At 46.1% G+C, this 24,671-nt stretch carries 21 protein-coding genes and 1 pseudogene; 4 read left to right on the forward strand and 18 right to left on the reverse strand.

The window, feature by feature from the left end; translation table 11 throughout:
* Window positions 1–31: 31 nt before the first annotated feature.
* Window positions 32–664 (reverse strand): molybdenum cofactor cytidylyltransferase, encoded by a 633-nt coding sequence (gene mocA / locus C4S60_RS01105; RefSeq protein WP_341865957.1) that lies wholly within the window; start codon window positions 662–664, stop codon window positions 32–34.
* A 24-nt stretch (window positions 665–688) separates the two neighbouring features.
* On the opposite strand from mocA, the gene yqeC reads away from it, so the two are divergent.
* Together yqeC and yqeB are read left to right on the forward strand one after the other, a co-directional pair.
* Window positions 689–1,498 carry a selenium cofactor biosynthesis protein YqeC gene (gene yqeC, locus C4S60_RS01110; protein WP_103878475.1) on the forward strand — a complete coding sequence of 270 codons (810 nt, stop codon included), beginning with the start codon at window positions 689–691 and terminating at the stop codon, window positions 1,496–1,498.
* 22 nt (window positions 1,499–1,520) lie between these two features.
* The gene (gene yqeB, locus C4S60_RS01115) at window positions 1,521–3,113 is read left to right on the forward strand and encodes a selenium-dependent molybdenum cofactor biosynthesis protein YqeB (RefSeq protein ID WP_103878476.1); all 1,593 of its coding nucleotides are present in this window, start codon (window positions 1,521–1,523) and stop codon (window positions 3,111–3,113) included.
* Between the two features lie 83 nt (window positions 3,114–3,196).
* Here yqeB and C4S60_RS01120 read toward each other — a convergent pair whose 3' ends face one another.
* From C4S60_RS01120 to C4S60_RS01205, 16 genes and pseudogenes are all read right to left on the reverse strand, one after another.
* Window positions 3,197–3,679, reverse strand: a complete 483-nt coding sequence (locus C4S60_RS01120; RefSeq protein WP_103878477.1) for a tetratricopeptide repeat protein — start codon at window positions 3,677–3,679, stop codon at window positions 3,197–3,199.
* A gap of 304 nt (window positions 3,680–3,983) precedes the next feature.
* Window positions 3,984–4,232, reverse strand: a complete 249-nt coding sequence (locus C4S60_RS01125; RefSeq protein ID WP_103878478.1) for a DUF3297 family protein — start codon at window positions 4,230–4,232, stop codon at window positions 3,984–3,986.
* A gap of 111 nt (window positions 4,233–4,343) precedes the next feature.
* Window positions 4,344–4,859 (reverse strand): annotated as a pseudogene (locus tag C4S60_RS01130) (GNAT family N-acetyltransferase).
* 265 nt (window positions 4,860–5,124) lie between these two features.
* Window positions 5,125–5,643 (reverse strand): GNAT family N-acetyltransferase, encoded by a 519-nt coding sequence (locus C4S60_RS01140; RefSeq protein ID WP_103878480.1) that lies wholly within the window; start codon window positions 5,641–5,643, stop codon window positions 5,125–5,127.
* A 6-nt stretch (window positions 5,644–5,649) separates the two neighbouring features.
* Window positions 5,650–5,838 carry a YqaE/Pmp3 family membrane protein gene (locus C4S60_RS01145; RefSeq protein WP_103878481.1) on the reverse strand — a complete coding sequence of 63 codons (189 nt, stop codon included), beginning with the start codon at window positions 5,836–5,838 and terminating at the stop codon, window positions 5,650–5,652.
* A 101-nt stretch (window positions 5,839–5,939) separates the two neighbouring features.
* The gene (locus C4S60_RS01150) at window positions 5,940–6,407 is read right to left on the reverse strand and encodes an OsmC family protein (RefSeq protein WP_103878482.1); all 468 of its coding nucleotides are present in this window, start codon (window positions 6,405–6,407) and stop codon (window positions 5,940–5,942) included.
* Window positions 6,408–6,482: 75 nt separating this feature from the next.
* Window positions 6,483–7,298 (reverse strand): nucleotidyltransferase domain-containing protein, encoded by an 816-nt coding sequence (locus tag C4S60_RS01155; protein ID WP_103878483.1) that lies wholly within the window; start codon window positions 7,296–7,298, stop codon window positions 6,483–6,485.
* Window positions 7,299–7,318: 20 nt separating this feature from the next.
* Entirely contained in the window at window positions 7,319–7,618 is a 300-nt protein-coding gene (locus C4S60_RS01160) for a hypothetical protein (protein WP_103878484.1), read from the reverse strand.
* 415 nt (window positions 7,619–8,033) lie between these two features.
* Window positions 8,034–8,975, reverse strand: coding sequence for a carbamate kinase (gene arcC / locus C4S60_RS01170; protein ID WP_103878486.1), 942 nt, complete (start codon window positions 8,973–8,975; stop codon window positions 8,034–8,036).
* A 72-nt stretch (window positions 8,976–9,047) separates the two neighbouring features.
* Window positions 9,048–10,490, reverse strand: coding sequence for a dihydropyrimidinase (gene hydA / locus C4S60_RS01175; RefSeq protein WP_103878487.1), 1,443 nt, complete (start codon window positions 10,488–10,490; stop codon window positions 9,048–9,050).
* Between the two features lie 145 nt (window positions 10,491–10,635).
* Entirely contained in the window at window positions 10,636–11,856 is a 1,221-nt protein-coding gene (locus tag C4S60_RS01180; protein WP_103878488.1) for a YgeY family selenium metabolism-linked hydrolase, read from the reverse strand.
* Between the two features lie 96 nt (window positions 11,857–11,952).
* Window positions 11,953–13,155, reverse strand: a complete 1,203-nt coding sequence (gene dpaL / locus C4S60_RS01185) for a diaminopropionate ammonia-lyase (protein WP_103878489.1) — start codon at window positions 13,153–13,155, stop codon at window positions 11,953–11,955.
* Between the two features lie 77 nt (window positions 13,156–13,232).
* The gene (gene ygeW / locus C4S60_RS01190; protein WP_103878490.1) at window positions 13,233–14,420 is read right to left on the reverse strand and encodes a knotted carbamoyltransferase YgeW; all 1,188 of its coding nucleotides are present in this window, start codon (window positions 14,418–14,420) and stop codon (window positions 13,233–13,235) included.
* A 397-nt stretch (window positions 14,421–14,817) separates the two neighbouring features.
* Complete coding sequence (locus C4S60_RS01195; RefSeq protein ID WP_103878491.1) at window positions 14,818–16,113, reverse strand: nucleobase:cation symporter-2 family protein; 1,296 nt, start codon at window positions 16,111–16,113, stop codon at window positions 14,818–14,820.
* An 11-nt stretch (window positions 16,114–16,124) separates the two neighbouring features.
* Window positions 16,125–16,631, reverse strand: coding sequence for a (2Fe-2S)-binding protein (locus C4S60_RS01200; RefSeq protein WP_103878492.1), 507 nt, complete (start codon window positions 16,629–16,631; stop codon window positions 16,125–16,127).
* A gap of 6 nt (window positions 16,632–16,637) precedes the next feature.
* Window positions 16,638–19,868, reverse strand: coding sequence for a molybdopterin cofactor-binding domain-containing protein (locus C4S60_RS01205; protein ID WP_103878493.1), 3,231 nt, complete (start codon window positions 19,866–19,868; stop codon window positions 16,638–16,640).
* A 649-nt stretch (window positions 19,869–20,517) separates the two neighbouring features.
* Between C4S60_RS01205 and C4S60_RS01210 the strand changes: the two genes are divergently transcribed.
* Complete coding sequence (locus tag C4S60_RS01210) at window positions 20,518–22,170, forward strand: sigma-54 interaction domain-containing protein (protein WP_244182984.1); 1,653 nt, start codon at window positions 20,518–20,520, stop codon at window positions 22,168–22,170.
* Between the two features lie 84 nt (window positions 22,171–22,254).
* A complete protein-coding gene (selD, locus tag C4S60_RS01215) occupies window positions 22,255–23,298 on the forward strand; it encodes a selenide, water dikinase SelD (RefSeq protein ID WP_103878495.1) in 1,044 nt (347 codons plus the stop codon).
* A gap of 33 nt (window positions 23,299–23,331) precedes the next feature.
* Here selD and C4S60_RS01220 read toward each other — a convergent pair whose 3' ends face one another.
* Entirely contained in the window at window positions 23,332–24,567 is a 1,236-nt protein-coding gene (locus C4S60_RS01220; RefSeq protein ID WP_103878617.1) for a peptidoglycan DD-metalloendopeptidase family protein, read from the reverse strand.
* Window positions 24,568–24,671: the final 104 nt, after the last annotated feature.

Genomic DNA, 24,671 nt, shown 5'->3' on the forward strand with positions numbered 1-24,671 from the left:
ATATCAAATTGATACTTTCGAAATTATTTTATCAACTTGATAGTGGATCGAGTACTGACTCAGTATTCACTAATGCCTCATAAGCCTCTGGGGTATCAACATCAAGATAAATGCTGGGGTCAGTCAAATCCAGATAGTGAACCTGACCCTGTTGAAAAATCGATTTCATGGATTTCGCTTCATTCATACGATAAAGGTGATCAAAAGTAGCCTTGTGAATCAACACTGGATGTCCGGTCCTTAGCTTGTTTCCGGGGAATACAGTCCCATTAAACCTATGATGGTAAAGGCTTTGGTATATCAACCCAGAGACGCAAGGCATATCTCCGTGACAGATAAAAAAGTACTCTGTATTTACTTCATGTATACCCGTCTGAATAGACGAAAACATACCGTTTTTGTAGTTCTTATTGCGGATAACAGTCACATTATCCCAATGAGAATATTGGCGCATGAGCTCTTCCTCTCGGTGCCCTACGACCAGGATCACACGAGAACAAAACGACAAAGCATTTCTGATACTTTGCTCTAAGATCGTGCTGCTGTTATAAGGTAGCATTAATTTCCAGCAGCCCATCCTTGATGATAACCCTGCGGCTGGGATGATACAGTCGATATTATCTACGCTGTTTTTCATACGAAGTTCTATTAGGTTTTTTCGCATTTTAATCTATTAGGTTTAGTAATTATGCCTGTCGCTTCAAATAATTCTTTTTCTACATTCTGTTCTTCTTTTTTGAAATATAAACCGAGTGTTGAAAGACCGTTAACCATTGCATTGGTTGGTGGTGGTGGCAAAACCCATATGTTGTTTTGGCTAGCGAGAGAGTTCAAAAGAATGGGTCACAACGTCTGTGCCACAACGACGACCAAAATGTACAAACCTCTTCACTCGGACCTGGACCAACTCTGTCTGTTCTCTGAGGTTGCCCCATTAGCCAAGCCGGGAATTTCATTCATCTATCGCGAACTGATTCGTGACTGCAAGACAAAAGCGCTACGAAAGGTAAAAGGCCTGTCTCTTGAACAACTCGATGCTCTCCAACAGCGACACCAATACTCAGTGTTTGTTGTAGAAGCAGATGGTGCAAATCGGTTGCCACTCAAAGCTCCAGCTGGGCACGAGCCTTGCATTCCTTACCAATGTGATGTGGTGATAGGTGTTACAGGAGCCGAATCAATCTTCAAACCTGCCTGTGGAGATTTTATCCACCGCTGGCATGAGTTTAGCTTATTAACAGATTGTAAGGACGGCTCCGTCATCGACGAGCAGGTACTCAAACCGCTGATTAACCATCGTCAAGGCATGTTTAAAAGCTGTTTGGACAAGCACAGCAAGATATGGGTCATCAATAAAATCGACTTGGCTGTTGATCAGCAGCAACTCGAGCAGCTCGCATTGAACATTTTTGACAATGAACCGTTACTTAGCATGGTTGCGTTGACTCAACTGACCGCTCCGGAGCCCATCCACCGCATTTTCAATCGGACTCCATAGCATTTGAACAGAGGTAGTTTGGATGAACATTTTCGCAAAGGCAGCACAACTTGAGCAAAGCAACATACCATTTGCATTTGCCAATATCATAGAGACTAAAGGCTCCTCCCCTCGCCATAGTGGTACCATGCTCATCGAGGAAGGAGGGCAAATTCATGGCACCATTGGTGGTGGCATGATTGAACGTTATGTCATAGAACAAGCCGTAGAAGCAATCAAAGAGAACAAACCTCGCGTTGTCACCGGCCGTATGACTCGCAATGGGCCTGATGCTATGGGTATGGACTGCGGGGGCGCGATGACACTCTCCATCGACGTATACGGCACTCGACCACGTCTTTTTCTTATCGGTGCCGGACATGTAAACAGAGCGATTGCCCAGGTCGCAACACATCTTGGGTTCGATATCACGGTTGCCGATGCTTATGAAGCCAGCCTCGCAGAACAACATTTCCCCGAAGGAACACATCGTGTTCTGGGCAATAACATGCTAACGGCCATTCAATCGCTCGATATCAACGAAAACAGCTATGTCATCATCGCCACCAATCATCAAGATCAAGATGCCATTAACGCCATCGCACAACAACCTACGGCTTATACCGGACTGATGGCAAGCCGAAAAAAAGTGCAGACACTATTTCAGGGACTTCGCGAGCTTGGTACGAGTCAGCAGCAAATTCAACATATTCACTCACCAATAGGCTTTGATATTGGTGCGGAGACCCCTGAGGAAATTGCCATCAGCGTGATGGCTGAAGTGCTCAATGTGAAGAATGGCGCTTCTGGTTTCAAGCTCAAAGATCATGTTGGTGACTTTAATCGTAAGCTGGTTTTAATACGTGGTGCCGGTGATATCGCTACTGGTGTCGCCGCCAGACTGCACAACTCAGGATTTAAAGTAGTTATGACTGACATCGAGCATCCCACAATGATTCGCTGTAGTGTGTCTTTTGGTCAGTGTCTATATGGTGACCCTGTCACTGTTGAGGGTATTCAGGCGGTCAAGGTTGATTCTTTTGACAAGGCCTGCCGAGAACTTGAAAAAGGTAACATTCCCGTATTCGTAGATGAAACAGGCAAGCTAACAGATACCATTAAACCCGACTTTCTTGTTGACGCCATACTTGCGAAAAAGAACTTGGGCACCCACAAAGCCATGGCGCCAGTGACGATTGCTTTGGGTCCGGGTTTCCATGCTGGCAAAGATTGTCATGCTGCCATTGAAACAAATCGAGGCCACCAACTGGGACGAGTCATCTATGACGGACCATGTCAACCCAACTCAGGGATCCCTGGAAGCATACTAGGTTATACCGACCAACGCGTGATACGGGCACCTCAGGCAGGCACATTTGTCGCCAAAGTAGTATTGGGAGATATTGTCGAAGAAGGTCAGGAAATCGCCAGCATCGACGACACCGTCGTTTATGCGACGCTCAGTGGCAAAGTAAGAGGCCTGCTTAATTCAGGTCTTCAAGTTCACGAAGGTTTTAAAATTGGGGATATCGACCCAAGGGGCACCAGTGTCGACCACTGCTCTATCTCAGATAAAGCAAGAGCGGTCGCAGGTGGCGTACTAGAGGCAATGCTGAGTTTAAGCCATCAACAATAGCCTAGATACTGGCCAGCGCATTCACCGCTGGCCTTTTATTTTTTGATCTTTCTATCTTTCTTTCTGTTTATCAACCTTCACGTTCACCAGGTTCGGTCTAAATCTTTTGAGTACAATAAAATAGCGCGCTGATATTCTTTGATTGCATCACTGTTCGTGGTTGCGACGAGAAGATCGAGTAACAATGATACCGCTTCTTTATGGCGACCTAAATTATACAGGCACATAGCATAGAAGGGCCTGACCTCGTCTGCTTCAGGAAATTCACTGATGGTTTGATCGAAGTACTCCAACGCTTGCCGATAATCCCCCAGACTTCGATAGGTGCAGGCTAAACCAAACAAGGTATCAAAGCGTTCCGTCTCAGAAAGCGTGCCAAGCAGAGCCGATTTATAGTGAGGAACGGCATCGGATTCCCTACCCTCGTTATCAAATGACCAAGCAATATGCAGATTCGCCTGAGCAGCAAAATGTTCACTGTCGAGTAAGGGCTCTAGTAACGCTCTGGATTCTGAAAATTTTTCTTGTTTTCTTAATCTGATAGCTTGCTGAATAATCGAGTCCATAGTTTTCCCTCTAAACCCTTCCAAAAAATCAACATGGTTAATGCTGATACACCACGACGTTGTCTATGCTGATTTCAGGCATACTTAATAACAAGGGTAAAATTAGCACATAAAAGCCAATGATAACGTATTGAAGTGTCAGACTGCAGAATCTGAACATACTGAAGCAAGTAACAAAAGAGGTTGAAGGCTAAAAACTGGGGTTTTAAATGGATTTCGAATGGATAAAAAAACAACACATGGCGTCATATTAGTATCCATGTGTTGTCATTTAGAGTCGGCTTTGTCGCTTAAATTTTGTCTCTCAAATATAGTAAGCTTCAACAGTGCCTTTTAGTTTGATGAGCATTGGCTGGCCAAAACGGTCCAGTGCTTTAGGTGAAGGGATCTTAACCCAACCTTCACTGATGCAGTATTCTTCAACGTCAGTGCGCTCTTTACCATTTAGGCGAATGCCGATTTGGTGTTCGAAACACTCAGCCACGTGATGTGGGCTACGTGGATTGCCTGATAGATGATCTGGTAGTTCTGGCTTTGCGTTGTTATCGCTCATGGTTATACCCTGAAGTATTAATAAAGTGGGTTATTGTAGTCAATCAAATGACCGCGCTCAAGAACAGTCATATCTACTTCTGGCTCAATTGATGTTTAATCCATCTAATCGTCATATTTCTGAACGATAGACACTGACCTCTCTGTCACGACCATGCACCGTCACGACCTTATTCTCCATATAAGTAACGGCCAATTTGTTAATAACCGACTTAGACCTCTCATTCCCTACTAGATGAGAAACTTCAAGCTGTTTTAACCCAAGGTTTTCTTTACAGTAGTCGACCAAAGCTCTGGACGCTTCATATGCGTATCCATTACCCCAAAACTCTACACCCAGCCAATAACCTAGCACCCCAAGTCCACCATTGAGAGATGGCAAACTGACAGTGCCGATGATGTCATCGTTGCCTTTAATCGTGATCGCATAAACGACACTTCTACCTTCATCATAAGCAGGCTGGTGAGTTTCTATCTAAGCTACTGCCATTGATGGTTCATAAGGATGGGGGATCTGAGCAGTCATATCGGCAATGACCTTATCACCAGCCAGTTTTGCAACTCTCTCACTATCACCCAGACGAAAAGGTCTCAATCGCAATCTTTCCGTTTCTATTATTTGCTGCACTCTGTTACCTCTATCATGCGTTTCCTGCTGCCACAGCAAACAGCGCCAATATGATACTGATGAGTCCTATGTAACTGACCCTGATTCTTTCTGAATCACTAGGCTCATTTGAAGGAAACCAACCCAAGGTGATCACTTTAGAAATAAAGAACCCAACCAAATAGCAAATGGCTTCGACTAATTTAATACGCAGAATTTCATTGATCATCAAACCAAATAAACGAATCAAGGATGACAATAGCTATTCCAAGTAAGCCTCAGTAATTTAGACGCAGGAAACCCAGTATCTGGCAATGGGTCTTTCAAACACCTTGCCATAAACAATTTCGTCAAGAACACCACCATTGTTTTCAATTACCTTGCGAGAGGCAAAGTTATCATCATCTGCCGTCACCAAAGCCGTCTCAATGCCCAGTTGTAACGCCTTCGCAAGCACAAGATGCAACATGTGTGTTCCATGCCCTTGAGAACGATAGCTTGGCGCAATGTCGTAACCGATATGCCCACATTCAGTTTGCAAAAACTCGTTATGCAGAATGTGACGCACTCTTATGGCACCAATCATGTCTCCACTATCAGCTATCATCCAGAAATGGCTGCATGGGGCATAACCTTTTGGCAGGTTGATGCCCTGTTCTTCATTGCTCAGGTTTTGTATATAGCGTTTGAAGTCTGTCACTCCGCGTCTGTAGTAATCCGCATTTTCTGGATCATATCGTTCAAAGTCCTGAAAGAATCGAGCAAATTTCACTTGGTATTCAGACGATGGTGACACTAATCTCATCTGCCGCTACTCACCTAACGCCTGTTTGATTTTTTGATCCGTTTTGTACTGACTCAACGCATAAACAGACCAGATAGCTGCGGGAATCCAGCCAATTAAGGTCACTTGTAAAATTAGACAAAAAATGCCGGCAAAAGGTCGGCCAATAGTAAAAAATTGCAGCCAGGGAAGTAGGATGGCTAATATAAGTCTCATTTTTTTTATCCTTAATAACTAAATATTACTCAGGTTAACAAACTCCACAGCAACGGTGGTAGTTTTTTGTGTATGACTGAGTCATCGTGCTTAATCAATAATTAATTCGAAGTTTCGATGACCACATCTGTCTTTACCGAGTTAGCAATAAAACAGTTCTGATGAGACAACTTGTGCATCTTTGCGAGTTGTTCGTCATCCGGAATACGCTCTCCAGAAAAAACCACTCTGGGCCTTAATCTCACCTGAGTCAGCATGATTCTTCCCTGGCTATTGTCTCCTAGCAGCCCCTGGGCGCAATCTTCATAACTTTCAACACAGTATTTTCGTTTTGCTGCGATGGCGAGAAATGTCATCATGTGGCAGCTAGACAAAGCGGCAATAAACGCCTCTTCGGGATCAACACAATCTGTACTTGAAAGCGGCACGGGTATGACGTGGGGAGAAGATGAAGCAGGCACGATAACGCCACCATCGAACTCCCAAACATGAGTCCGGGAAAAATTTCCTTCCGTGAACGTATCACTTTTATCCCTACTCCAGCGCACAATCGCTGAATGCTCTGACATGCTATTTTCCTTAGTAGTGCATTTGCCTATATTGAATACCATGTCTTACAGCCATGAAGCAACTGAACGGTTAGCTTAATGGAAACCATCCGTAGCTTTAATTTCATCAAGCTTTACAAGCAATTGTTGACCGAAATGATTGAACAGAGCGATACCTTTTTCTCTGGTCGCTGATACTCCGTTCGCCAAAGCCAAAGCTGACTCAATACTTTCTTTTTCAAAGTAGTGAATTGCCACTTCGGCGCACTGTTCCAAACTGGTGTGCCAACTCTTGTCTTTCTCCGCGACTAATAAATAAGCCGTTCTGAGCAGTTTCTTACCGAGAATTTTACCTACCTCTTCAGAAGTCAGTCGGGCAAAACGGCTTTCCATTTGGGTCAAAAACACCGCCAGATCGGAATTGAGTTGGTAGCCGATGCGCACATCTGGCCGGTAGCGACAAAATTTTTCAGCTAAATCTTCCCCCCAAATGCAACAGCAGCAGTGCTTAAGCCAAAATTGCCAGCGATACTTTTCCTCTGGTTCTAGCACTTGTTTTAGATAACCGGGGTCAAGGTCGAGCTTGCTAATTTCGTCATGTCGACCCGAAATCTCCTTTGAGATTTGGTTGAGTTGCATCTGTTGTGACTTCGAGACTGGCTCTTTAAATACCACCGATACATCCAGATCAGACTGTCCCGCTTTCGCACTCCCTCTACCGACACTGCCGTAAAGGTAAATACTGTGAATTTGCCCAACAAACGCATGTCTTAGAGCATCAATCGTTGCCAACACTACAGCTTGAAATTCTGGCTGTATCTTTGTTGCCGAACAACGATTTACGATAAAGCCATCGCTATCAAGTCCGTTATTATTTAGTTTAGCTGTCGGTAGATTCTCTACATCAGTCATATACGGTCTCAATGCTTCTCTTAGCGACTCTCTTGTCTGCTTTTATCTGCCGAATCCTGCTGTTCATTACAGTCTTGTTTATGTTTAAGCAAATTAGTCAGTGAAGTGGCTTCGGTTCGTTCTGCGTCCTGATAAGCTTCAAACACATCCCCGTGTTTATATCCAGCCAGATGAAGCCCCACCTGAATTACTAGGGTAAAAAACGCAAGTATCAAAACCAGAAAAGGCACAATACCGAACAACTCCAGCCAAAGCAAAATGGAGCTAATCACAACGAATATTGCAGCAATAATGGCTTTGTTCCTACTTGATGATGCCATGGAAAAACTCCTCATAGGGTACATGCCGCCAGTTTATATTCAATTAAATGCACATAGTTAGATAAAGCTCACGAAATAGCAATCAAAAATGAGACCAAATGTTGAGAGAAACGCTCTCGCTACATAAACCCAAAATAAATTTTGACCTCACCGCCAGTACATCTATCCGGATTTATTATGACCTCAACTTGTTAAGCAATGAAACAATTAGAGGTCATCGTTATGATGCGAAGTGGTATTGGTTTGCTGGCATGATAGAGTCACTGACGAATAAGAATGACTAGCTAAGACTGGATGGCGTTAGGTGATTTTTGTAGACCGTAAGTTGGAGATGTTCCATGACAGAGCAGTCCAGAAAGCTAAGTCTAAGTAAAGCTTTCGACTTAGTTTTGCTACTCTGCCAATGACATCGGTACTACGCTTCTTCTAATTGATGTTCTAATGACACACAGGTCCCGCACGATTCGGCCAGAACATCCAGGCTTTGGTCCAGAGCACCAATGTAGGCTTTGCCACCAAACTCAGCAAAATCCACCGCAGCGTCGACTTTAGGCCCCATACTGCCTGCTGGAAAATGGTACTGTTTCAATTCATCAGGGCTGACATTACGTAGCGCTCGTTGATTTTGTTTTCCCCAGTTTAAGAATACCGCTGGCGCGTCGGTCAGAATCAGCAGTTTTTCAGCGCCAAGTTGTTTAGCCAAAAGAGTTGCAGCCAGGTCTTTGTCAATCACCCCTTCAACGCCTTTGAAGCCGGATTCGCATTTACAAACAGGAATGCCACCACCACCACAAGCGATAACAATCTGCTCCGCGGCCAACAAAGTTTCGATGGATGTTTTGTCGATAATGTTTTTGGGTAGTGGTGAAGGAACAACGCGACGCCAGTATTCGCCATCGCGCTTCATGGTCCATGCGTTCTTCTCCGCCAACGCCCTGCCTTCTTCTTCGTCGTAAACGGGCCCGACAAATTTAGTTGGATCAGAAATACTCGGGTCGTCACTATCGACTTCAATACGGGTTAATAACGTCGTGACATCTTTCTCCGGGATCCTGTTTTGCAATTCCTGCGCTAACATGTAGCCAATCATCCCTTCACTCTCAGCACCTAATACATCCAACGGATAGGGAGAAACCTTATCGTAGGCCAGATTTTGCAGTGCCAGTAAGCCCACTTGTGGGCCATTGCCGTGGACGATCACCACGCGATATTCTTTGGCGATTTCTGCAATGGCTCTTGCCGCCAGTTTTATGTTGTCGAGTTGATTGGCGAAGCTGGGTTCATCCCCCCTTCTAAGTAGCGCATTGCCGCCCAAGGCAACCACCACCGTGCTTCTTTTGGTTTTATTTGCGTTCATAGGTACTCCTTGAGGGAGACCAAACAACTCAATGTTCGGTCTCACCATACGATATTGGTATCAGGTTATTTATTAATATGACGACTGCGAGAAAGGCTTTCGATGAACAAAGTGACCATCGCCCGCTTCTCCAGTGAATTCTCCATCATAGGCGACCAACTTCCCACGACTGAACGTCATTAATGGCCAGCCTTTGCATGGTATGGATTCGTAAGGGGTATAATCTGCGTTGTCGTGCAAGTTGATATGACGAATGGCTTGTTGTTTTCCAGGATCAAACAAAACGATATCTGCATCGGCCCCCACACCAAGGTGACCTTTATTCGGGTATAGCCCAAACAGTTTTGCGGGCTGGTAACTGGTCAGGGACACAAATTGATTTGGGGTAATTCTCCCCGCCATCACACCCTCCGAAAAAAGTAGCGGCATTCGGGTTTCTACACCCGGTATTCCATTGGGCGTTTTAGTAAAGTCTTCTGCGCCTAGTTGCTTCTGCTCTGCAAAAGTGAAAGAGCAATGGTCGGTAGCGACGGTGTCAATCGAGCCATCACGAAGCCCTTGCCAGAGCTTGTCGTTTTCTTCCTTATCTCTCAGCGGTGGACTAAGCACATACTTCAGTGCATCTTCCCGATCGTAACAACTACTGTCCAATACCAGATATTGAGGGCAGGTTTCGACCCAGACCGGCTGCTGGTTTTGTCTCGCCAATCGGGTGTAGTCAAGCCCTAACCCGTTGGATAGATGTACGATATATAAAGGTGCCGAATCGGCCAGTTTCGCCAGATTGATCACCCGCGCAATAGCTTCCGCTTCACACTCCAGAGGACGGCTTAAAGCGTGATATTTCGGTGCTACTTTGCCTTCGGAGATGAACTGCTGCCGCTTTAGCGACAGTGCGGCATCGTTTTCCGGATGTACCGTCGTGAGTGCTCCCACTTTCTTAAGCTGAGTGAGCGCTTTTAATACTGAACAATCATCCAGTTTGTAGGTGTATGTCATGTACAGCTTGAAGCTGGAGATACCCCGTTGATGAACCATCTCCTCCATCTGACTCAGAATACGTTCATCAATATGCTGGATGACACCGTGAAAACTGTAGTCAATGACGGCTTTGTCTCGAGCGTATTCATGATAAACGTCAAGTTGATGGAATAAATCACAACCCTTGGGTCCAAAGCCCATATGGTCGATGATCATGGTCGTGCCACCGCACGCTGCGGCTCGCGTACCAGTGAAGAAGTCGTCACAACTTCTGGTCATACCCGCATCAATATTAAAATGGGTATGCACATCGATACCACCCGGCATCACATACAGGCCTTTTGCATCGACAATACGTGTATCTTCACTAATGGGCCGTACATGATCCGCAATCTGTTCGATGACGCCATCAACCACCAGAACATCGGCGATACGAATAGTATCGTGATCAACGACCGTCCCATGTTGGATCAACAAAGGTGACGACGAATTATCAAGTAATGCTTCGATATGATTGAACTGTTCAAAAGTCATAGTGTCACCGCCGAAAATTCAATTTGTTATTTAGCATCTGGTTAAAACGGCAAGTCCCATCCTAGAGCGGACTCCGCCAGCCTCAGGCAGACACAAGCTGGCACTCTAGGATGGAGAACGACTTTAGTCGTTTTTTCTTAGCCCATTACTGGGTATTGCGTTTTTCCAGGTACATTTGTGGGATGACGGCATACATCGCTGCGCAGGTCACCAAATGGTCTTTCCAGGTTTTTTCGTTTGGTGCGTGAGCTTCTGGCTCTTTACCCGGACCGAAACCGATGACAGGTATGCCATAACGTCCCATGATGGACACGCCGTTGGTTGAGAAGGTCCATTTATCCACCAGCGGTTTCTTGTCAAACAGTAACTCGTATGACGCTTCCAGTGTTTTGGTGGCAATGTGGTCTTCATCTATTTTCCATGCAGGGAAATAACACTCCGTCGGATAAACCAATCCAGTATATGCCGGGCGATCATAGTTATACATGGACACTTTCGCGCCATATTTTTGAACCGCAGGTAGATTTTGAATTTCCTCAATCGCTCCCTCCCAGGTTTCCCCCCAGGTCAGACGGCGGTCAATTGACACAGCGCAACTATCAGCAACCGCGCAACGGCTTGGAGAAGTGAAGAACACCTCAGATACCGTCAATGTGCCTTTCCCCAAGAAAGGATCATCACCAAGATTGTCTGCAAGCTGTTCGATTTCATTGAGAATGTGACCCATTTTGAAAATTGCGTTGTCCCCACGCTCTGGTGCAGAGCCGTGACAGCTGATACCAGAGACATCTACGCGAATTTCCATTCGACCACGTTGACCACGATAAATCTGGCAATCTGTTGGCTCTGTCGATACCACAAACTCAGGGCGAATTTCACTCTCTTCGATGATGTACTGCCAACACAGACCGTCGCAATCCTCTTCCTGAACCGTACCAGTTACCAACAATGTATATTCGTCTTCCAGCCCCAAATCTTTGATGATTTTGCCTGCATAGACCATTGACGCCATGCCGCCTTCCTGATCAGACGCACCGCGACCACCAATCACTTCGTCATCTTCCATACCCAGGTAAGGGTCGAAGTCCCAGTTATCCAGATTACCTACACCAACAGTATCAATATGGGCATCCATGGCGATCAGTGTCGGGCCGTTGCCGATCCACCCCAGAACATTCCCCATTGGGTCGATATCGACTCGGTCAAACCCTACTTTTTCCATCTCTTCTTTAATACGAAGTACGACTTTCTCTTCGTCACAACTTTCGCTGGGGATTGCGATCATGTCACGTAGGAAGCGGGTCATATCCGCTTTATATTCTTGAGCTTTTTCCAGTACAGTCGCAAAAGGGATACTTACAGTCATTGTTCATTCTCCAAATTCTGGTCCCAACGAAAACTTCACTTCGTTGGGATTTTCAAACATAAAATTTCTCTATTTCTGATAATTAAATTCTGTTGATTAAATCGTCGAGTGTTTGCCTTGCCAGACAACTTCTCGATAGTGAACGGGATCGGTATCGCCTTCGGTATTGATGACCAATACAACCGACTCCTCATTCAAACCCAAATGCGCTTTTAGCCCTTCTTTTTCACGGCTATATTCCACGGCGGCCAACAATCCAAGCCCTACAGCACCTGACTCACCCGAAATCACTGCTGGATCACCGCTTAGCGGATTCCCCAGCACACGCATACCTAACGCCGCAACCCGGTCTTCACAAGAAACAAACTGTGTCGCGCAGTTTTTTAATACTTCCCAACCCAATGGATTAGGCTCTCCACACGCCAAGCCCACCATGATGGTCGCGAGATCACCTTCGACATTGACCATGTCACCACTCCTAGCGATGCCAGAGCGATAAATACAGTCGGCCTGATTAGGCTCAACAACGACAGAATGAAGTTTGTCCGGCCCACAATACTCTGCGAGATAACCCAATACCCCACCAGCCATGGCTCCAACACCGGCTTGAAGGAACACATGAGTTGGCTTGTCGATACCGAGCGCCTTCATTTGCTCGACGGTTTCAACCGCGAGCGTGCTGTAACCCTGCATAATCCACGTAGGGATTTCGGTGTAGCCCTCCCATGCTGTGTCCTGAACCACCTTCCAGCCATTTTCCTCAGCGGTTTTAATTGCCAGTCGCACGGTGTCGTCGTAGTTCATATCGGTCACAATACATTCAGCACCTAAGGCGCGAATATTGTTGACTCGTTCGTCGGCGGCCCCTTTAGGCATGTAGACGACTGAGTTCTGCCCCAACTGGTGAGCAGCCCATGCAACGCCACGGCCATGGTTACCGTCTGTCGCAGTAGCAAACGTCATTTTTGTGGTGATTTGCGCTTTGAAGGTTTCAAAATTGAAACCATCAATATCCATGTTGTATTCGTCACAAAGAAGTCTTGCGATAGCGTATACGCCGCCCAACATTTTGAATGCGTTGAGGTCAAAGCGATAAGCCTCGTCTTTTACGAGAATGCGTTTCACGCCAAATTCTTTGGCTAAATGATCGAGAGTGTGTAACGGTGTGGGTTGATAGCCATCTAATTGCAAATGAAATCGGCGCGCTTTTTCGGCTTCACTAATTGAAAACTGATCGGAGAGGCGTCCATTAAAATGCTGGTTATCGGCAATATGAATATTAAAATTCAACTTTGACATAGCGATACCTTATTAAATCCATTTGCACTCCCGCCTTAGTAAGGAATTAAGGCGAGGTGCAATATTTCGGGAATAACTTATTTAACTCTTTTTACTGACTCTTCCAGTAGCTGTTTCAGAATACCTGCTACATCCTGATATTTTCGATTCAGTATCATTGCTGCAATGATATAAGGCTTCCAGCTGGCTTCCTTGTAAGTAGCAATGCGATATTTTTCAAACACGGACTCTTCCACTTCACCTTCTTCACAAGAAACCCCAGTGATATCTGCAGGCAGACAATGCATGTACAAGGCTTCACCACCCTTGGTCAGCTTCATCATTTCTTCAGTGCAGTGCCAGTCTTTGTGCTGGGCGTTTTGTGCCAAACACGCCTTTTCAAGCTCTTTCAGCCCATCATGATCATTGGCACGAAGTAAATCGGTGCGCTGCCCCATGACTTTATAGGGTGCCCATGATTTCGGATACACGATATCTGCATCTTTAAACGCTTCTTCCATCGAGGTAACCTGAGTGAAACTGCCGCCCGATTCCTGAGCATTCTTTTTCGCCTCTTCGACCACTTCTGGGATCAGGTCATAGCCTTCTGGGTGCGCCAGTACAACGTCCATACCGAAGCGGCTCATTAAACCGATAATGCCTTGCGGCACCGAAAGAGGCTTACCGTAACTCGGTGAATAAGCCCAAGTCATGGCGATTTTTTTGCCTTTTAACTCATCAAGGCTACCAAAGTGCTCCTCAAGCCAGGCAAGGTCCGCCATCGACTGTGTTGGGTGGTCGATGTCGCATTGCAGGTTGACCAACGCAGGTCGATGAGGCAACACGCCTTCTTTCACACCATCGTCCAGTGCCTCGCCCACTTCTCTCATATAGGCATTACCTGCCCCTAGGTACATATCATCACGAATACCAATTGCATCAGCGCAGAATGAGATCATGTTGGCCGTTTCGCGTACGGTCTCGCCATGCGCGATTTGAGATTTACCTTCATCAAGATCTTGTTGAGCCAACCCCAACATGTTGATAGCGGATGCGTATGAAAAACGGGTACGAGTTGAGTTGTCTCTGAAAAGGGAAATGCCCAAACCATTTTTAAATACATTCGTTGCGATATTTTCCTGACGCATAGTTTTAAGCGTCTGGGCAGTCTTTAATACTCTTTCCAATTCTTGCGGGCTTTGCTCCCAGGTAAGCAGAAAGTCTTTATCGTGCAGTTTTGATTCCAACTGAGAAATTTCTTGGATCAGTTCATTTATATTTTTCATTTGCTATCCCATTATCCATCTAGATTAACTATAAAAAATACAACTCAAGATAATATGCGCATGCTATTGGTATTTAACAGGCTAACAAAGCGTACTTGCCCTCTTGTTTGTATTTGTATTTTCTTCTGACAGACCAATCACTGGCCTTCTGAAGTCTTATATTCCAAGTTCTGTGCCAATATTTGTTACAAAGCAAAAAATAATGAAGCCCATGCTTAAAGCCTGCTGTACAAAGGATTTGTTCATTCTTAACGACTGACGGTTGTGAATATGAGTTGCGATCAACCGCTATGGCGGGCTAACGAGACCAATTTGATAGCAAAGGTAATCAGGCGAGTATCATATTGATATGGAGTGATAGGCACGCTTATTCTCTACTAAGCGTGCCTAATGAACATCACTGTTCGGAATTTTTTGATTTAGGAAGTATGAGGTTCAAGGTCACCGCGGCAAGGGTGCCTGTGGTAATACCCGAATGGAAAATCAGCTTGAGACTTTCTGGGAAATGATGAAGTAGGTTTGGCTCATAGGTCACAGCGAGTCCAGAGGCCAGCGCGACACACACGACTAGCGCATTCCGTCTTGAGTCTGTCGCCTTCATCAGCATGCGGATCCCCGCGTAAGCGATCATACCAAACATCACAAAACCTACCCCACCAAGCACCGGTTTAGGGACGGTAACAGCCAACGCGGCAAACTTAGGAAACAGGCCACCGAGGACCAGTAAACACCCCGTGACAGCAACAACAAAACGACTAGCAACACCACTAATACCCACGATACCCACATTCTGACTGAAACTGGCAACGGGCATGGCGGAGAAGAACGAACCAAAGGTGCTCCCTAATCCGTCAGCGAGGAGCCCTTTTTTGAGATCGTTTCCCTCCAGTTCCACACGGCAATTATTGGCTAATGCCATAAAATCACCGGTTGCCTCAGCGACTACTACCAAATAGACCAGACTCATAGTGATAATCGCTGGTATGGAGAAGCTCATACCAAAATGGAGTGGCATTGGCGCTGACACCCAATTTGCTTCCACAATTTGAGTAACATCCACCATCCCCATAGGAATAGCCATTGCGTATCCCACCGCCAGACCAATGATAATACTCGACGCAGCGACAACACCCTTGCAGAACACCGAAACACCTATCACAACAGCCAGTGAGGCAGCAGCCAGAAATATTTTGGGTAATGTGGCAAATTCAGGATGGCCTTGTGGCGCGTCACCAATCCAACTCATCGCAACGGGCAAAATAGTCAATCCGATCAGGGTCACTACGACACCACTTACAATGTTCGGAAACAGCCTGCGAATGTGGCTCATATAAAAACTGGAGCCAACAACCAAAAATGAGCCGACGAAAGCAGCGCCAAGCACAGCATCAAGTCCTTCTGTTTTACCTATCGCGATAATGCTGCCAATAAACGCAAAGCTCGAGCCCATAACAACGGGCAGCCGGATCCCAATTTGCTTAAAGCCGAGACACTGCACAATGGTGACCAACCCCGACACCAATAATGAAGCACTGATCAAGGTCACTATGTCTTGCGGGGGCAATCCTATCGCGCTTCCTGCAATCAAAGGAACGGCGACAATGCCACCGATCGACGCTAGCATGTGCTGGATTGCGAGAAATAAGGTTACGCCATACGGCGGTTTTTCATCTAGTTCATAGAGGAGTTCCATACTGCTTCCTTTTAGTGGCTTTGCTCTATCTTTCGTTGAGGATTTACGCAAAATTCTGAAACTCTCTTTATGGCCTCGATAATGGGCTGATAACCGGTGCAACGGCACAAGTTACCTTCCAGAGCATCGCGAACTTCGTCTTCTGTCGGATCTGAATAACGTTTGAGCAAAGCCCAAGCGCTCATGATCATTCCCGGGGTGCAATATCCACATTGCGCGCCTCCGGTGCTAAGAAATTCCTCCATCAGCATTTTCCCCAATGGATCACTTCTCAACCCTTCAATCGTGACGATTTGGCTATCATCACACTGAACTGCCAAAGCAAGACAAGAACAGACAGGTGCTCCGTCTTTTATTATAGTGCAAGCGCCACACTCTCCGACGGCACACCCTTCTTTGGTACCTGTCATCAAAAGCTGGTTACGTAGCAGATCAATGAGTCTTGTGTTTGCTGCCACGTTTAGGTGGTGCTGTTGACCATTAACCGTTAGCGATATGCGTTGTTTTTCTCTAACCATTGCTTGTCACTCCTCTCCCTGCAACTGATGGTGGGCGATTTTGCTCCGAACCTGTATCATCAGTTCACGGAACATATTGAGATAGACCGGCTGTTTGTACGCCGCAGACCATCTACCGCCGATCTCAGTCTCTATCATGTCGGCCAGTACACTTATCGCCCTGCCGAGAACCTCTTCGTCTAACGTGCTATTACAAATCACCGCTTCGACCTGTTCCAGTCGCCTTGGATAACTGAACAAAGCACCATCCACTAAGCGACATTCTTTCACTACGCCGCCATAGGTGGTGATCAAACAACTTAAGCTCAATCGCGTGATATTAAGCGCGTTGCGTCGTCCGAGCTGGACATACTCTGTCACTTCGAAAGGTTTATCAGGTATGGTCAGAATAATTTTGGTGAGCAACTCATCGCAACGAATGTCGGTCTTGTATCCGCCTTTAAGCAACTGATGAACAGGTAATCGTCTCACCTCACCTTCAGAAGCAAGTTCTACTTCAGCTTGATAGGCTATCAGGGGTGGTAGTGAGTCTGCGCAAGGTGCCGCATTCGCAATATTCCCGCCCAGTGTGGCTCGGTTTCTGATTTGAGTGGAACCAATGGTTTTGCATGCTCTCGCCAGCAACGGGAAGTGGTTGCATACCGCTTCGTGCTCCACAACATCAGCGATGGTAGAGCCGGAACCCAAAATGAGCTCCTTGCCGTGGCGTGCTATCACTTTCAGTTCGTTCAAACAACTAATATCCAGTAACAGATTCGCAGTCTGCTGAAGGCGTTGCTGGACTAATACATCCGTGCCACCCGCGATGACGGTCAGTGAACTCTGCTTAATCAGACGCAGGGCTTCCTCTAACGAGTCTGGACGTACTATATCAAGCTCACCAAGCCTGTTGACCTGATGATGGTTGTTATCACCGCACAGTAATTCGCTTTGCCTGACCGGCTTTTTAAGGTTGTAGCCCAGATACACCTGCTCGAGTGTCAAAGGTAGAGTTCGATGGCGTGTTTTTGTCGCAAAAGCAACCGCATTCACGATGGCGGCCGCCGCTAATTCTGCCGCAGGTTCACCGATACTCTTAGCACCATAGGGGCCACTCGGATCCGGATTTTCAATGGCATGAATACTTAAAGGAGGGATGTCTTTGATAGTCGGCATCAGGTAGGTATCAAAGTTATCGGATTTCACCTCACTCTGTTCTATGTTGTAGTCCTCCAGAATCCCAAAGCCAATACCTTGAGCGATCCCTCCGGCCACCTGTCCTTCAAATCCTACCGGGTTAATAACTTTACCTACATCATGTACTGCGGTAACGCCTAATACCTCAACTTTTCCGGTAGCCGTATCCACTTTAACTTCGGCTACCTGACAGCCATATACCCAGGTAAAGTAAGGGGACCCTGTGCCTTTCTCCTCATCCCAATGAATGGGTGGCGGGTCAAACCAACCGTATGCGGCCAGATTAATGCCCAGTTGCCGACAACGGTTGATCGCTTCCTGCAGCGGAACTGACCTCTCCGCATCGTCTCGGACGAACACCTGCCCTTCTTTCCAAACCGTTTCCTCTACATTACTCACTTGTAGATCTTGTTTGATGGTATCGAAAAGTCGGGCCCTGATAGTCTCAGCGCCTTGTTTGACCGCATTACCACCTGTCATGGTAGCCCGTGAGGCAACCGTTGGGCCACCATCAGCGATAAGGCTGGTCGGCGATTCTGAAAAACGCACTTTATCCAGCGGTAGACCCAACACCTCACTGGCGATCATTGCCATGGTTGTCTGTAACCCTTGTCCGTTTTCGCATACACCCGTTGAAATATTGAGGCTTGAATCGGCATTCAGGCAGACCAAAGCGGTAGAGTTGTCAGCACCCTCCGCACCTAACGAACAGCCCCGGTAACTCAAAGCCAGACCAATGCCGTATTTGACAGGTGAGTTCACCTTATTTTGCGCTTTAAGTTGTGCCATCCGTTCATAAAAGTTGGATTTCTCAGCAGCCGTTTGAAGAACCTGTGAGGCCGACACGGTATGTTGATCAAAACATTGACCTGTCATACTGAGTGAACCTTGCTGTAACACGTTGCGCTCGCGAACAGTAACCGGATCCAAATTGCAGGCTAGCGCTATTTCATCCATCAAAGACTCATGCGCAAATATGATCTGAGGTGACCCAAAGCCGCGCATCGCGCCAGACACGCTGTTATTGGTATAAACTCCGGTTACTTCAACATGAACATGGTCAATATCGTACGGGCCCGCAGCCTGTACCGAAGAACGCCAGGTGACAAAAGGAGTACATGTTGCGTATGCCCCAGCGTCGGCAACGATAGTGATTTTGATGCCTTCAATTTTTCCATCATGAGAAACGCCCACTTTGTAACGCATACTATAGGGGTGTCGTTTGGTGCTCTCCTTCAATGACTGCTCTCGATTGTATGAGAATTTCACCGCTCGTTTAGTTAAATAAGTAGACAGAGCTGCACGGCAAGCCAGATGGTCTATGGTATCGTCCTTACCACCAAAAGACCCACCGAGTACTGACCGTTTGACATTAACCAATGCCTGAGGCACTCCGAGAAAACCTGCCACAAAACTGCGTACCCGATGTGGATTCTGAATCGAGCCGGTAATGGTTAACTCATTAGTCGAAGGCTCCAGATAGGTAGTGATAGATTCTGGCTCGATATAGCCATGTTCCTGAAAGTGGGTATGGTAGGTATGCTCAATCACAACGTCAGCGTCGGCAATCGCTTTTTCGGCATCGCCTTTCACTGTATGGTGGGTGTTAACCACATTCGATGCTTTATCCGGATGTATCAATCTGGCGGATTCTTTCAGTGCTTGTTCCGGCTCAGTGATCGGCTGAAAGGGTTCGTATTCAATACATATTCGCTCACTGGCCTCACAGGCTGCCTGATAGTTTTCTGCAATGACTAAAGCAACGACGTCACCACTATAGCGTACCCACTCTTTACAGATAGGATAAAAGTCCCGAATGATAACGCCTACCTTGGGGTCACCAGCAATATCGTCATAAGTGACAATCCGGACCACGCCAGTGACTTTCATGGCATCAGTAATATCGATCGACATAATCCTGCCCGCCGGAATGTCTGTGTAACGACAAACACCGTGCAACGCTCCTCGAATATTAACATCGTCACCATATACGGCAGTGCCTTCAACTTTAGCTCTTCCATCTACTCTAGGCATTCGGCTGCCTAAGCCAGCTTCATTCATAACTACTCCCTCTTGGCTGAATGAGGTGTACATCACGATTTGATGGCACATCATGATTAACAAACCGGGATACACGATGTACCAGCAATTCACTTTTAAAGACGGGATATGAAATTAGCTTTAGCATTTATCAAGCCATCAATTTGGCAAAATGGATATAGAGCATAAATATGCTTAATAAAAATTCGCAATTGGATTTTTTGTGACAGGGATATTGTTTATTGTGCTAACTCGATGAGATATATCTCTTAGCGATAAAATACTCGAATTGAAGATATTGACTGTTAACTTTGACAAGGGCTCTCATATCAATCTGAGACTATCAATATGATAGCTTTGCGGCTTGATAGTGCTGACTTTAATATTTCTGACGTTAGTCTTTACATTCACCCCAATGACTATTTATTCATTAACAATCCTGTTGAATATGTGACCAACATATCAAAGCGATGAAAATTGACAACTCCATACATTTGTCTCTGACCTAAATCAAACTCAGATGAGCCAATAAAAAATAGAATGTCATTCTCTTAATAACGATAAAAACATTATGCCTGATACAAGAAACGCCTCCGAGCTCATGGCGATACAGCCAACCATCATTCGATTTACTCAGATGCTTTCATCCGTCCTTAAGGTGGATGCTGAGGTGGTGGATGCTGACTTGGTACGAATCGCAGGAACCGGGCCCTACAGCCAGTTTTTTGGTAAAAAACTCAATGCCAGCTCACGACTATTCAGATATATCATTGAAACAAAAGAAGAAAAAACCCTAATAAAGTCACAAGACGACGCTCTATGTGCCGATTGCACCAGCAGAGAAGCTTGCCGAGAAACGGCTTTTCTCGGTGTTCCTATCTTATTAGATAATCGTTGCATCGGTGTCATGAGCCTGGTTGCGTTTACTGAAGAGTCCCAAAAGACCATCAAAGATAACGCCAAACTATTCTCCGACTATATCAAGCACACTGCACAATTAGTTGTGGCCAAAGTCACTGAAAATCAGTCGACGAGTAATGGCCTTGAAGATGTCTTTATTAACTTAATTGACAATATGGATCAGGGTGTATTGGTTCTCGATGAGAACAATTTTGTAAAATACGGAAACCAACCAGCACTTGCCAGTCTTAATATAACCATTCAAGAATTGCCACAGACAGTCATTAATATTCGCCCTCTTTCGCAATGCAGAGGAAACAATGATCATCAGCAACAACATATTGTTTCTATTGATAGCCGTGAAGAGCTATTAGTTGGTCAATTTTACAATTGCCGTTCACACAAATTGTTTTTGATGTCTTTCTACCAACCGCAAAACCCAGTGTTACCTTACGAGTCACATACTGTATTTGATGAGGTTATTGGTGAAAGTACACAAATGAGAAAGTTGAAAGGCCTGATGTCACGGATTGCAAAAAGCCCGTCCAGTGTACTGATCAACGGCGAGAGTGGTACTGGTAAAGAGGTCATAGCTAACGCCGTACATAAACTCAGCGGGCGTGCACAAAATCCTTTCATTGCGATCAACTGCGCCGCAATTCCCGATCAACTTCTGGAGAGTGAGTTGTTCGGCTATACAAAGGGGGCTTTTACTGGTGCTTCAAGCAAGGGAAGAGTTGGACTGATACAAGCCGCCAACAATGGTACCCTGTTTTTGGATGAGATTGGTGATATGTCGATGCAGTTACAAGCGAAACTGCTTCGCGTCTTAGAGGCTCGTGAAGTGATGCCCATCGGCTCAAATAAGGCCATTCCCGTCGATATCCGTATTATCTCCGCGACCAATCGAAACTTTGCTGAGATGATTGCCACCAACAAGTTCCGTGAAGATTTATATTACCGCTTGAACGTGATTCCTTTGCAACTCCCTGCCCTCAAAGAACGGGAAGGTGACGTACCATTGCTGGTGAATCATTTTATGGATATTCACACTCAAAAGCTGGGAACTAACTACCCCGGGATCAGTGAACAGGCCATGAATTGCCTCATTAGCTATCACTGGCCTGGTAACGTCAGGGAACTCAGCAACCTGGTAGAATATCTGATAAACATTGTACCCGAAGGTGAACAGATTGATGTTGACCTTCTTCCCCCGCATTTTGAAGTACAACAACCACAACCAAAATCGAATTTGGTTGCCGATTCCGGCATGAGCTTAGAGGACATGGAGCGAATAAGGATAGAAGAAGCCATTGGGCGACTTGGAAATCGCAAATTGGTTGCTGAAGAGTTAGGCATAGGAATTGCAACTTTGTATCGAAAACTCAAAAAATATGGTCTGAACGAGAAGTGTTATAGCTAAAAATAACTACGTTGTAAGACGACTATGGTCAATTTGCTCTCGTCTTGCAACCGCTTCTCCCCTACTCAGTATGGAGTTGTTGCTATGGAAAACGTCGCCCTTACCCAATACAGCCACGGAGCGGGTTGTGGCTGTAAACTGTCACCTAAAGTTCTCAATCAAATACTTGCATCCTACACACCCGGCCCCTCCAGTGAGCAGCTCATTGTTGGCAACCTAAGCCGCGACGATGCCGCGGTCTATCACATTGGTGATGGGCATTGTGTCATCAGTACCACCGACTTCTTTATGCCAATTGTTGATGACCCGTTTGACTTCGGACGTATCGCTGCCACCAACGCCATCAGTGATATCTATGCGATGGGTGGAAAGCCCATTATGGCTCTCGCGATATTAGGCTGGCCAATAGACAAACTGGCTCCTGAGATTGCCGGAAGGGTCATCGAGGGCGCACGCAATGTTTGTAAACACGCAGGAATCGAGCTCGCCGGTGGACACTCGATAGACTCACCTGAACCTATTTTTGGTCTGGCGGTCACTGGCACTGGCAAGCTTGATCAAATAAAGCAAAATTCAAAAGCGACGGCTGAATGCGATCTGTTTCTCACTAAACCACTGGGAATTGGTCTGCTGACCAGCGCGGAAAAGAAAAAACTGCTGAAACCTGAACACAAAGGTATGGCGGTGCAATGGATGTGTGAACCTAATGTTATTGGCCAGCAGCTAGCTGAGTTCGAACAGGTCAAAGCCATCACAGACGTCACAGGATTTGGACTTCTGGGTCACCTGACTGAGGTCTGCAAGGGTTCAGAGTTAGATGCTCATATCGACCTTCCTGCTATACCGCTCTTACCTGGAGTCGAAGACTACATTGAGCTGGGAACTATCCCGGGTGGTACACACCGAAACTTCGACTCTGTCAAACACATGCTCGATGAAATTACCGACAAAGAAAAAGCCATTTTGTGCGACCCTCAGACTTCAGGCGGTTTGCTACTTGCCGTCGAAAAGTCGGGTGTGAACGACATGCTGAATTGCTGCCGTGAATGCGGTGTGACCGCCACCCGAATCGGCACTTTAACCACACCGGATGATTATCAACACCCGAGAATCAAGATAGAACGTTAGGCCACCGCTTTATCTACAAGCCTAGTGTTAGAACTAGGCTTTTTTATCCAACACATACTGATCAAACTTTGACACTCGCGCGATAAATTCCGGCATGTCTACTGCGGCAATTGAAGTCGCGAGTGGCAAATTTTCTTTAATGGGATCTACTGCTCGGTTTCGAACCAGCACTTCAAAATGTAAATGTGGCCCGGTAAGTCGACCTGTTGCACCCGATAACGCTATTTTCTGGCCCCGTTTTACCTGTTCACCCCGTTTTACCAGGAAGGTTTGCAAATGAAGGTATCGGGTCTTGTATACGCTGTTATGTTCGATGACCAAATATTTCCCCGCATAAGGATGGTTGCGAACCGCAATCACTTTTCCGTCCCCTGTCGAATAAACGGGTGTACCAACTGGTGTCGCGAAATCAGTGCCATTATGAGGAGTAACACGGCCCGTAACGGGATGTTTTCTTCTGGGATTAAAAGGCGATGTCACTCGACGGTAGGGACTTGCAACAGGATAACGATCAAAAGCCTGCTCTAAGCTATTGCCACTTCTGTCATAAAACCGCCCATCCTTGGCCAGAAAGGCGGCTATCTCCTTACCACGAAGGTGAAGGGTAATCCCATGTATCTCGGCTTTTCCCGTCAGATGACTGGCCAGGTATTGTTCATCTACTAGTATGTCAAAGCGATCGCCGGCTCTTAGATCTCGAGCAAAATCAACCTTGTCTTTTAGCACTCGGGTAATACTGGCAATTTGGCGTGTCGTCAGACCCGCCTCGTGCGCGGAACCAGAAAAGCTCCCTTGAATGGTGCCCGAATAGAGTTTTTCCCGCCACTCTCCCTGCTCTTCTACAAACTTATATGAATAGCTGCCATCATCCTCGCGTAGATAGCTTGCTCGCTCTACCAGGCTTTCATGATAAATCAGTTCCAGTAACTCATGGTCATCACCATTGATCACTAGCTCAAGATGGTCACCAGGTTTGATAGTATCTAACTTTAACGAGTCCAAATCGGCTTCGAGCAAGCGTTGTAGCGATTGGTACGAAAGCTCCCAAGAGGAGAAAATGGTACTTAAAGTATCTCCCACCTTTACAAAATAGTGAACCCGAACAGGCAGTGATGGCGGTTCATCGACAGATTGCTTGTTGTCTTCTTGGTAAGGAGTGACCTGAATGTTCACTGCCTGGTCGGCTGGTTCTGGGTCTTTTGATAGCAAAATAGCGGCTGAAAATGACAAAACCGCAATGATTACGAGCACCGTTCGAAATGACTTCATAAAGGGTAGTATTAACATAAACAATAAATGCAATGTTATAACATTACAGAGCGAGTTATTAAATACTGCACCATAAAAAGAAACCGCACTTGCTGCCAAATACA

It is taken from the genome of Vibrio hangzhouensis (assembly GCF_900107935.1).
GTDB lineage: Bacteria > Pseudomonadota > Gammaproteobacteria > Enterobacterales > Vibrionaceae > Vibrio > Vibrio hangzhouensis.

What these genes read in the sequence shown, in the direction of transcription:
- mocA (WP_341865957.1), bottom strand. Translation starts at nt 664, where the DNA reads ATGCGAAAAAACCTAATAGAACTTCGTATGAAAAACAGCGTAGATAAT.
- yqeC (WP_103878475.1), top strand. Translation starts at nt 689, where the DNA reads ATGCCTGTCGCTTCAAATAATTCTTTTTCTACATTCTGTTCTTCTTTT.
- yqeB (WP_103878476.1), top strand. Translation starts at nt 1,521, where the DNA reads ATGAACATTTTCGCAAAGGCAGCACAACTTGAGCAAAGCAACATACCA.
- C4S60_RS01120 (WP_103878477.1), bottom strand. Translation starts at nt 3,679, where the DNA reads ATGGACTCGATTATTCAGCAAGCTATCAGATTAAGAAAACAAGAAAAA.
- C4S60_RS01125 (WP_103878478.1), bottom strand. Translation starts at nt 4,232, where the DNA reads ATGAGCGATAACAACGCAAAGCCAGAACTACCAGATCATCTATCAGGC.
- C4S60_RS01140 (WP_103878480.1), bottom strand. Translation starts at nt 5,643, where the DNA reads ATGAGATTAGTGTCACCATCGTCTGAATACCAAGTGAAATTTGCTCGA.
- C4S60_RS01145 (WP_103878481.1), bottom strand. Translation starts at nt 5,838, where the DNA reads ATGAGACTTATATTAGCCATCCTACTTCCCTGGCTGCAATTTTTTACT.
- C4S60_RS01150 (WP_103878482.1), bottom strand. Translation starts at nt 6,407, where the DNA reads ATGTCAGAGCATTCAGCGATTGTGCGCTGGAGTAGGGATAAAAGTGAT.
- C4S60_RS01155 (WP_103878483.1), bottom strand. Translation starts at nt 7,298, where the DNA reads ATGACTGATGTAGAGAATCTACCGACAGCTAAACTAAATAATAACGGA.
- C4S60_RS01160 (WP_103878484.1), bottom strand. Translation starts at nt 7,618, where the DNA reads ATGGCATCATCAAGTAGGAACAAAGCCATTATTGCTGCAATATTCGTT.
- arcC (WP_103878486.1), bottom strand. Translation starts at nt 8,975, where the DNA reads ATGAACGCAAATAAAACCAAAAGAAGCACGGTGGTGGTTGCCTTGGGC.
- hydA (WP_103878487.1), bottom strand. Translation starts at nt 10,490, where the DNA reads ATGACTTTTGAACAGTTCAATCATATCGAAGCATTACTTGATAATTCG.
- C4S60_RS01180 (WP_103878488.1), bottom strand. Translation starts at nt 11,856, where the DNA reads ATGACTGTAAGTATCCCTTTTGCGACTGTACTGGAAAAAGCTCAAGAA.
- dpaL (WP_103878489.1), bottom strand. Translation starts at nt 13,155, where the DNA reads ATGTCAAAGTTGAATTTTAATATTCATATTGCCGATAACCAGCATTTT.
- ygeW (WP_103878490.1), bottom strand. Translation starts at nt 14,420, where the DNA reads ATGAAAAATATAAATGAACTGATCCAAGAAATTTCTCAGTTGGAATCA.
- C4S60_RS01195 (WP_103878491.1), bottom strand. Translation starts at nt 16,113, where the DNA reads ATGGAACTCCTCTATGAACTAGATGAAAAACCGCCGTATGGCGTAACC.
- C4S60_RS01200 (WP_103878492.1), bottom strand. Translation starts at nt 16,631, where the DNA reads ATGGTTAGAGAAAAACAACGCATATCGCTAACGGTTAATGGTCAACAG.
- C4S60_RS01205 (WP_103878493.1), bottom strand. Translation starts at nt 19,868, where the DNA reads ATGAATGAAGCTGGCTTAGGCAGCCGAATGCCTAGAGTAGATGGAAGA.
- selD (WP_103878495.1), top strand. Translation starts at nt 22,255, where the DNA reads ATGGAAAACGTCGCCCTTACCCAATACAGCCACGGAGCGGGTTGTGGC.
- C4S60_RS01220 (WP_103878617.1), bottom strand. Translation starts at nt 24,567, where the DNA reads ATGAAGTCATTTCGAACGGTGCTCGTAATCATTGCGGTTTTGTCATTT.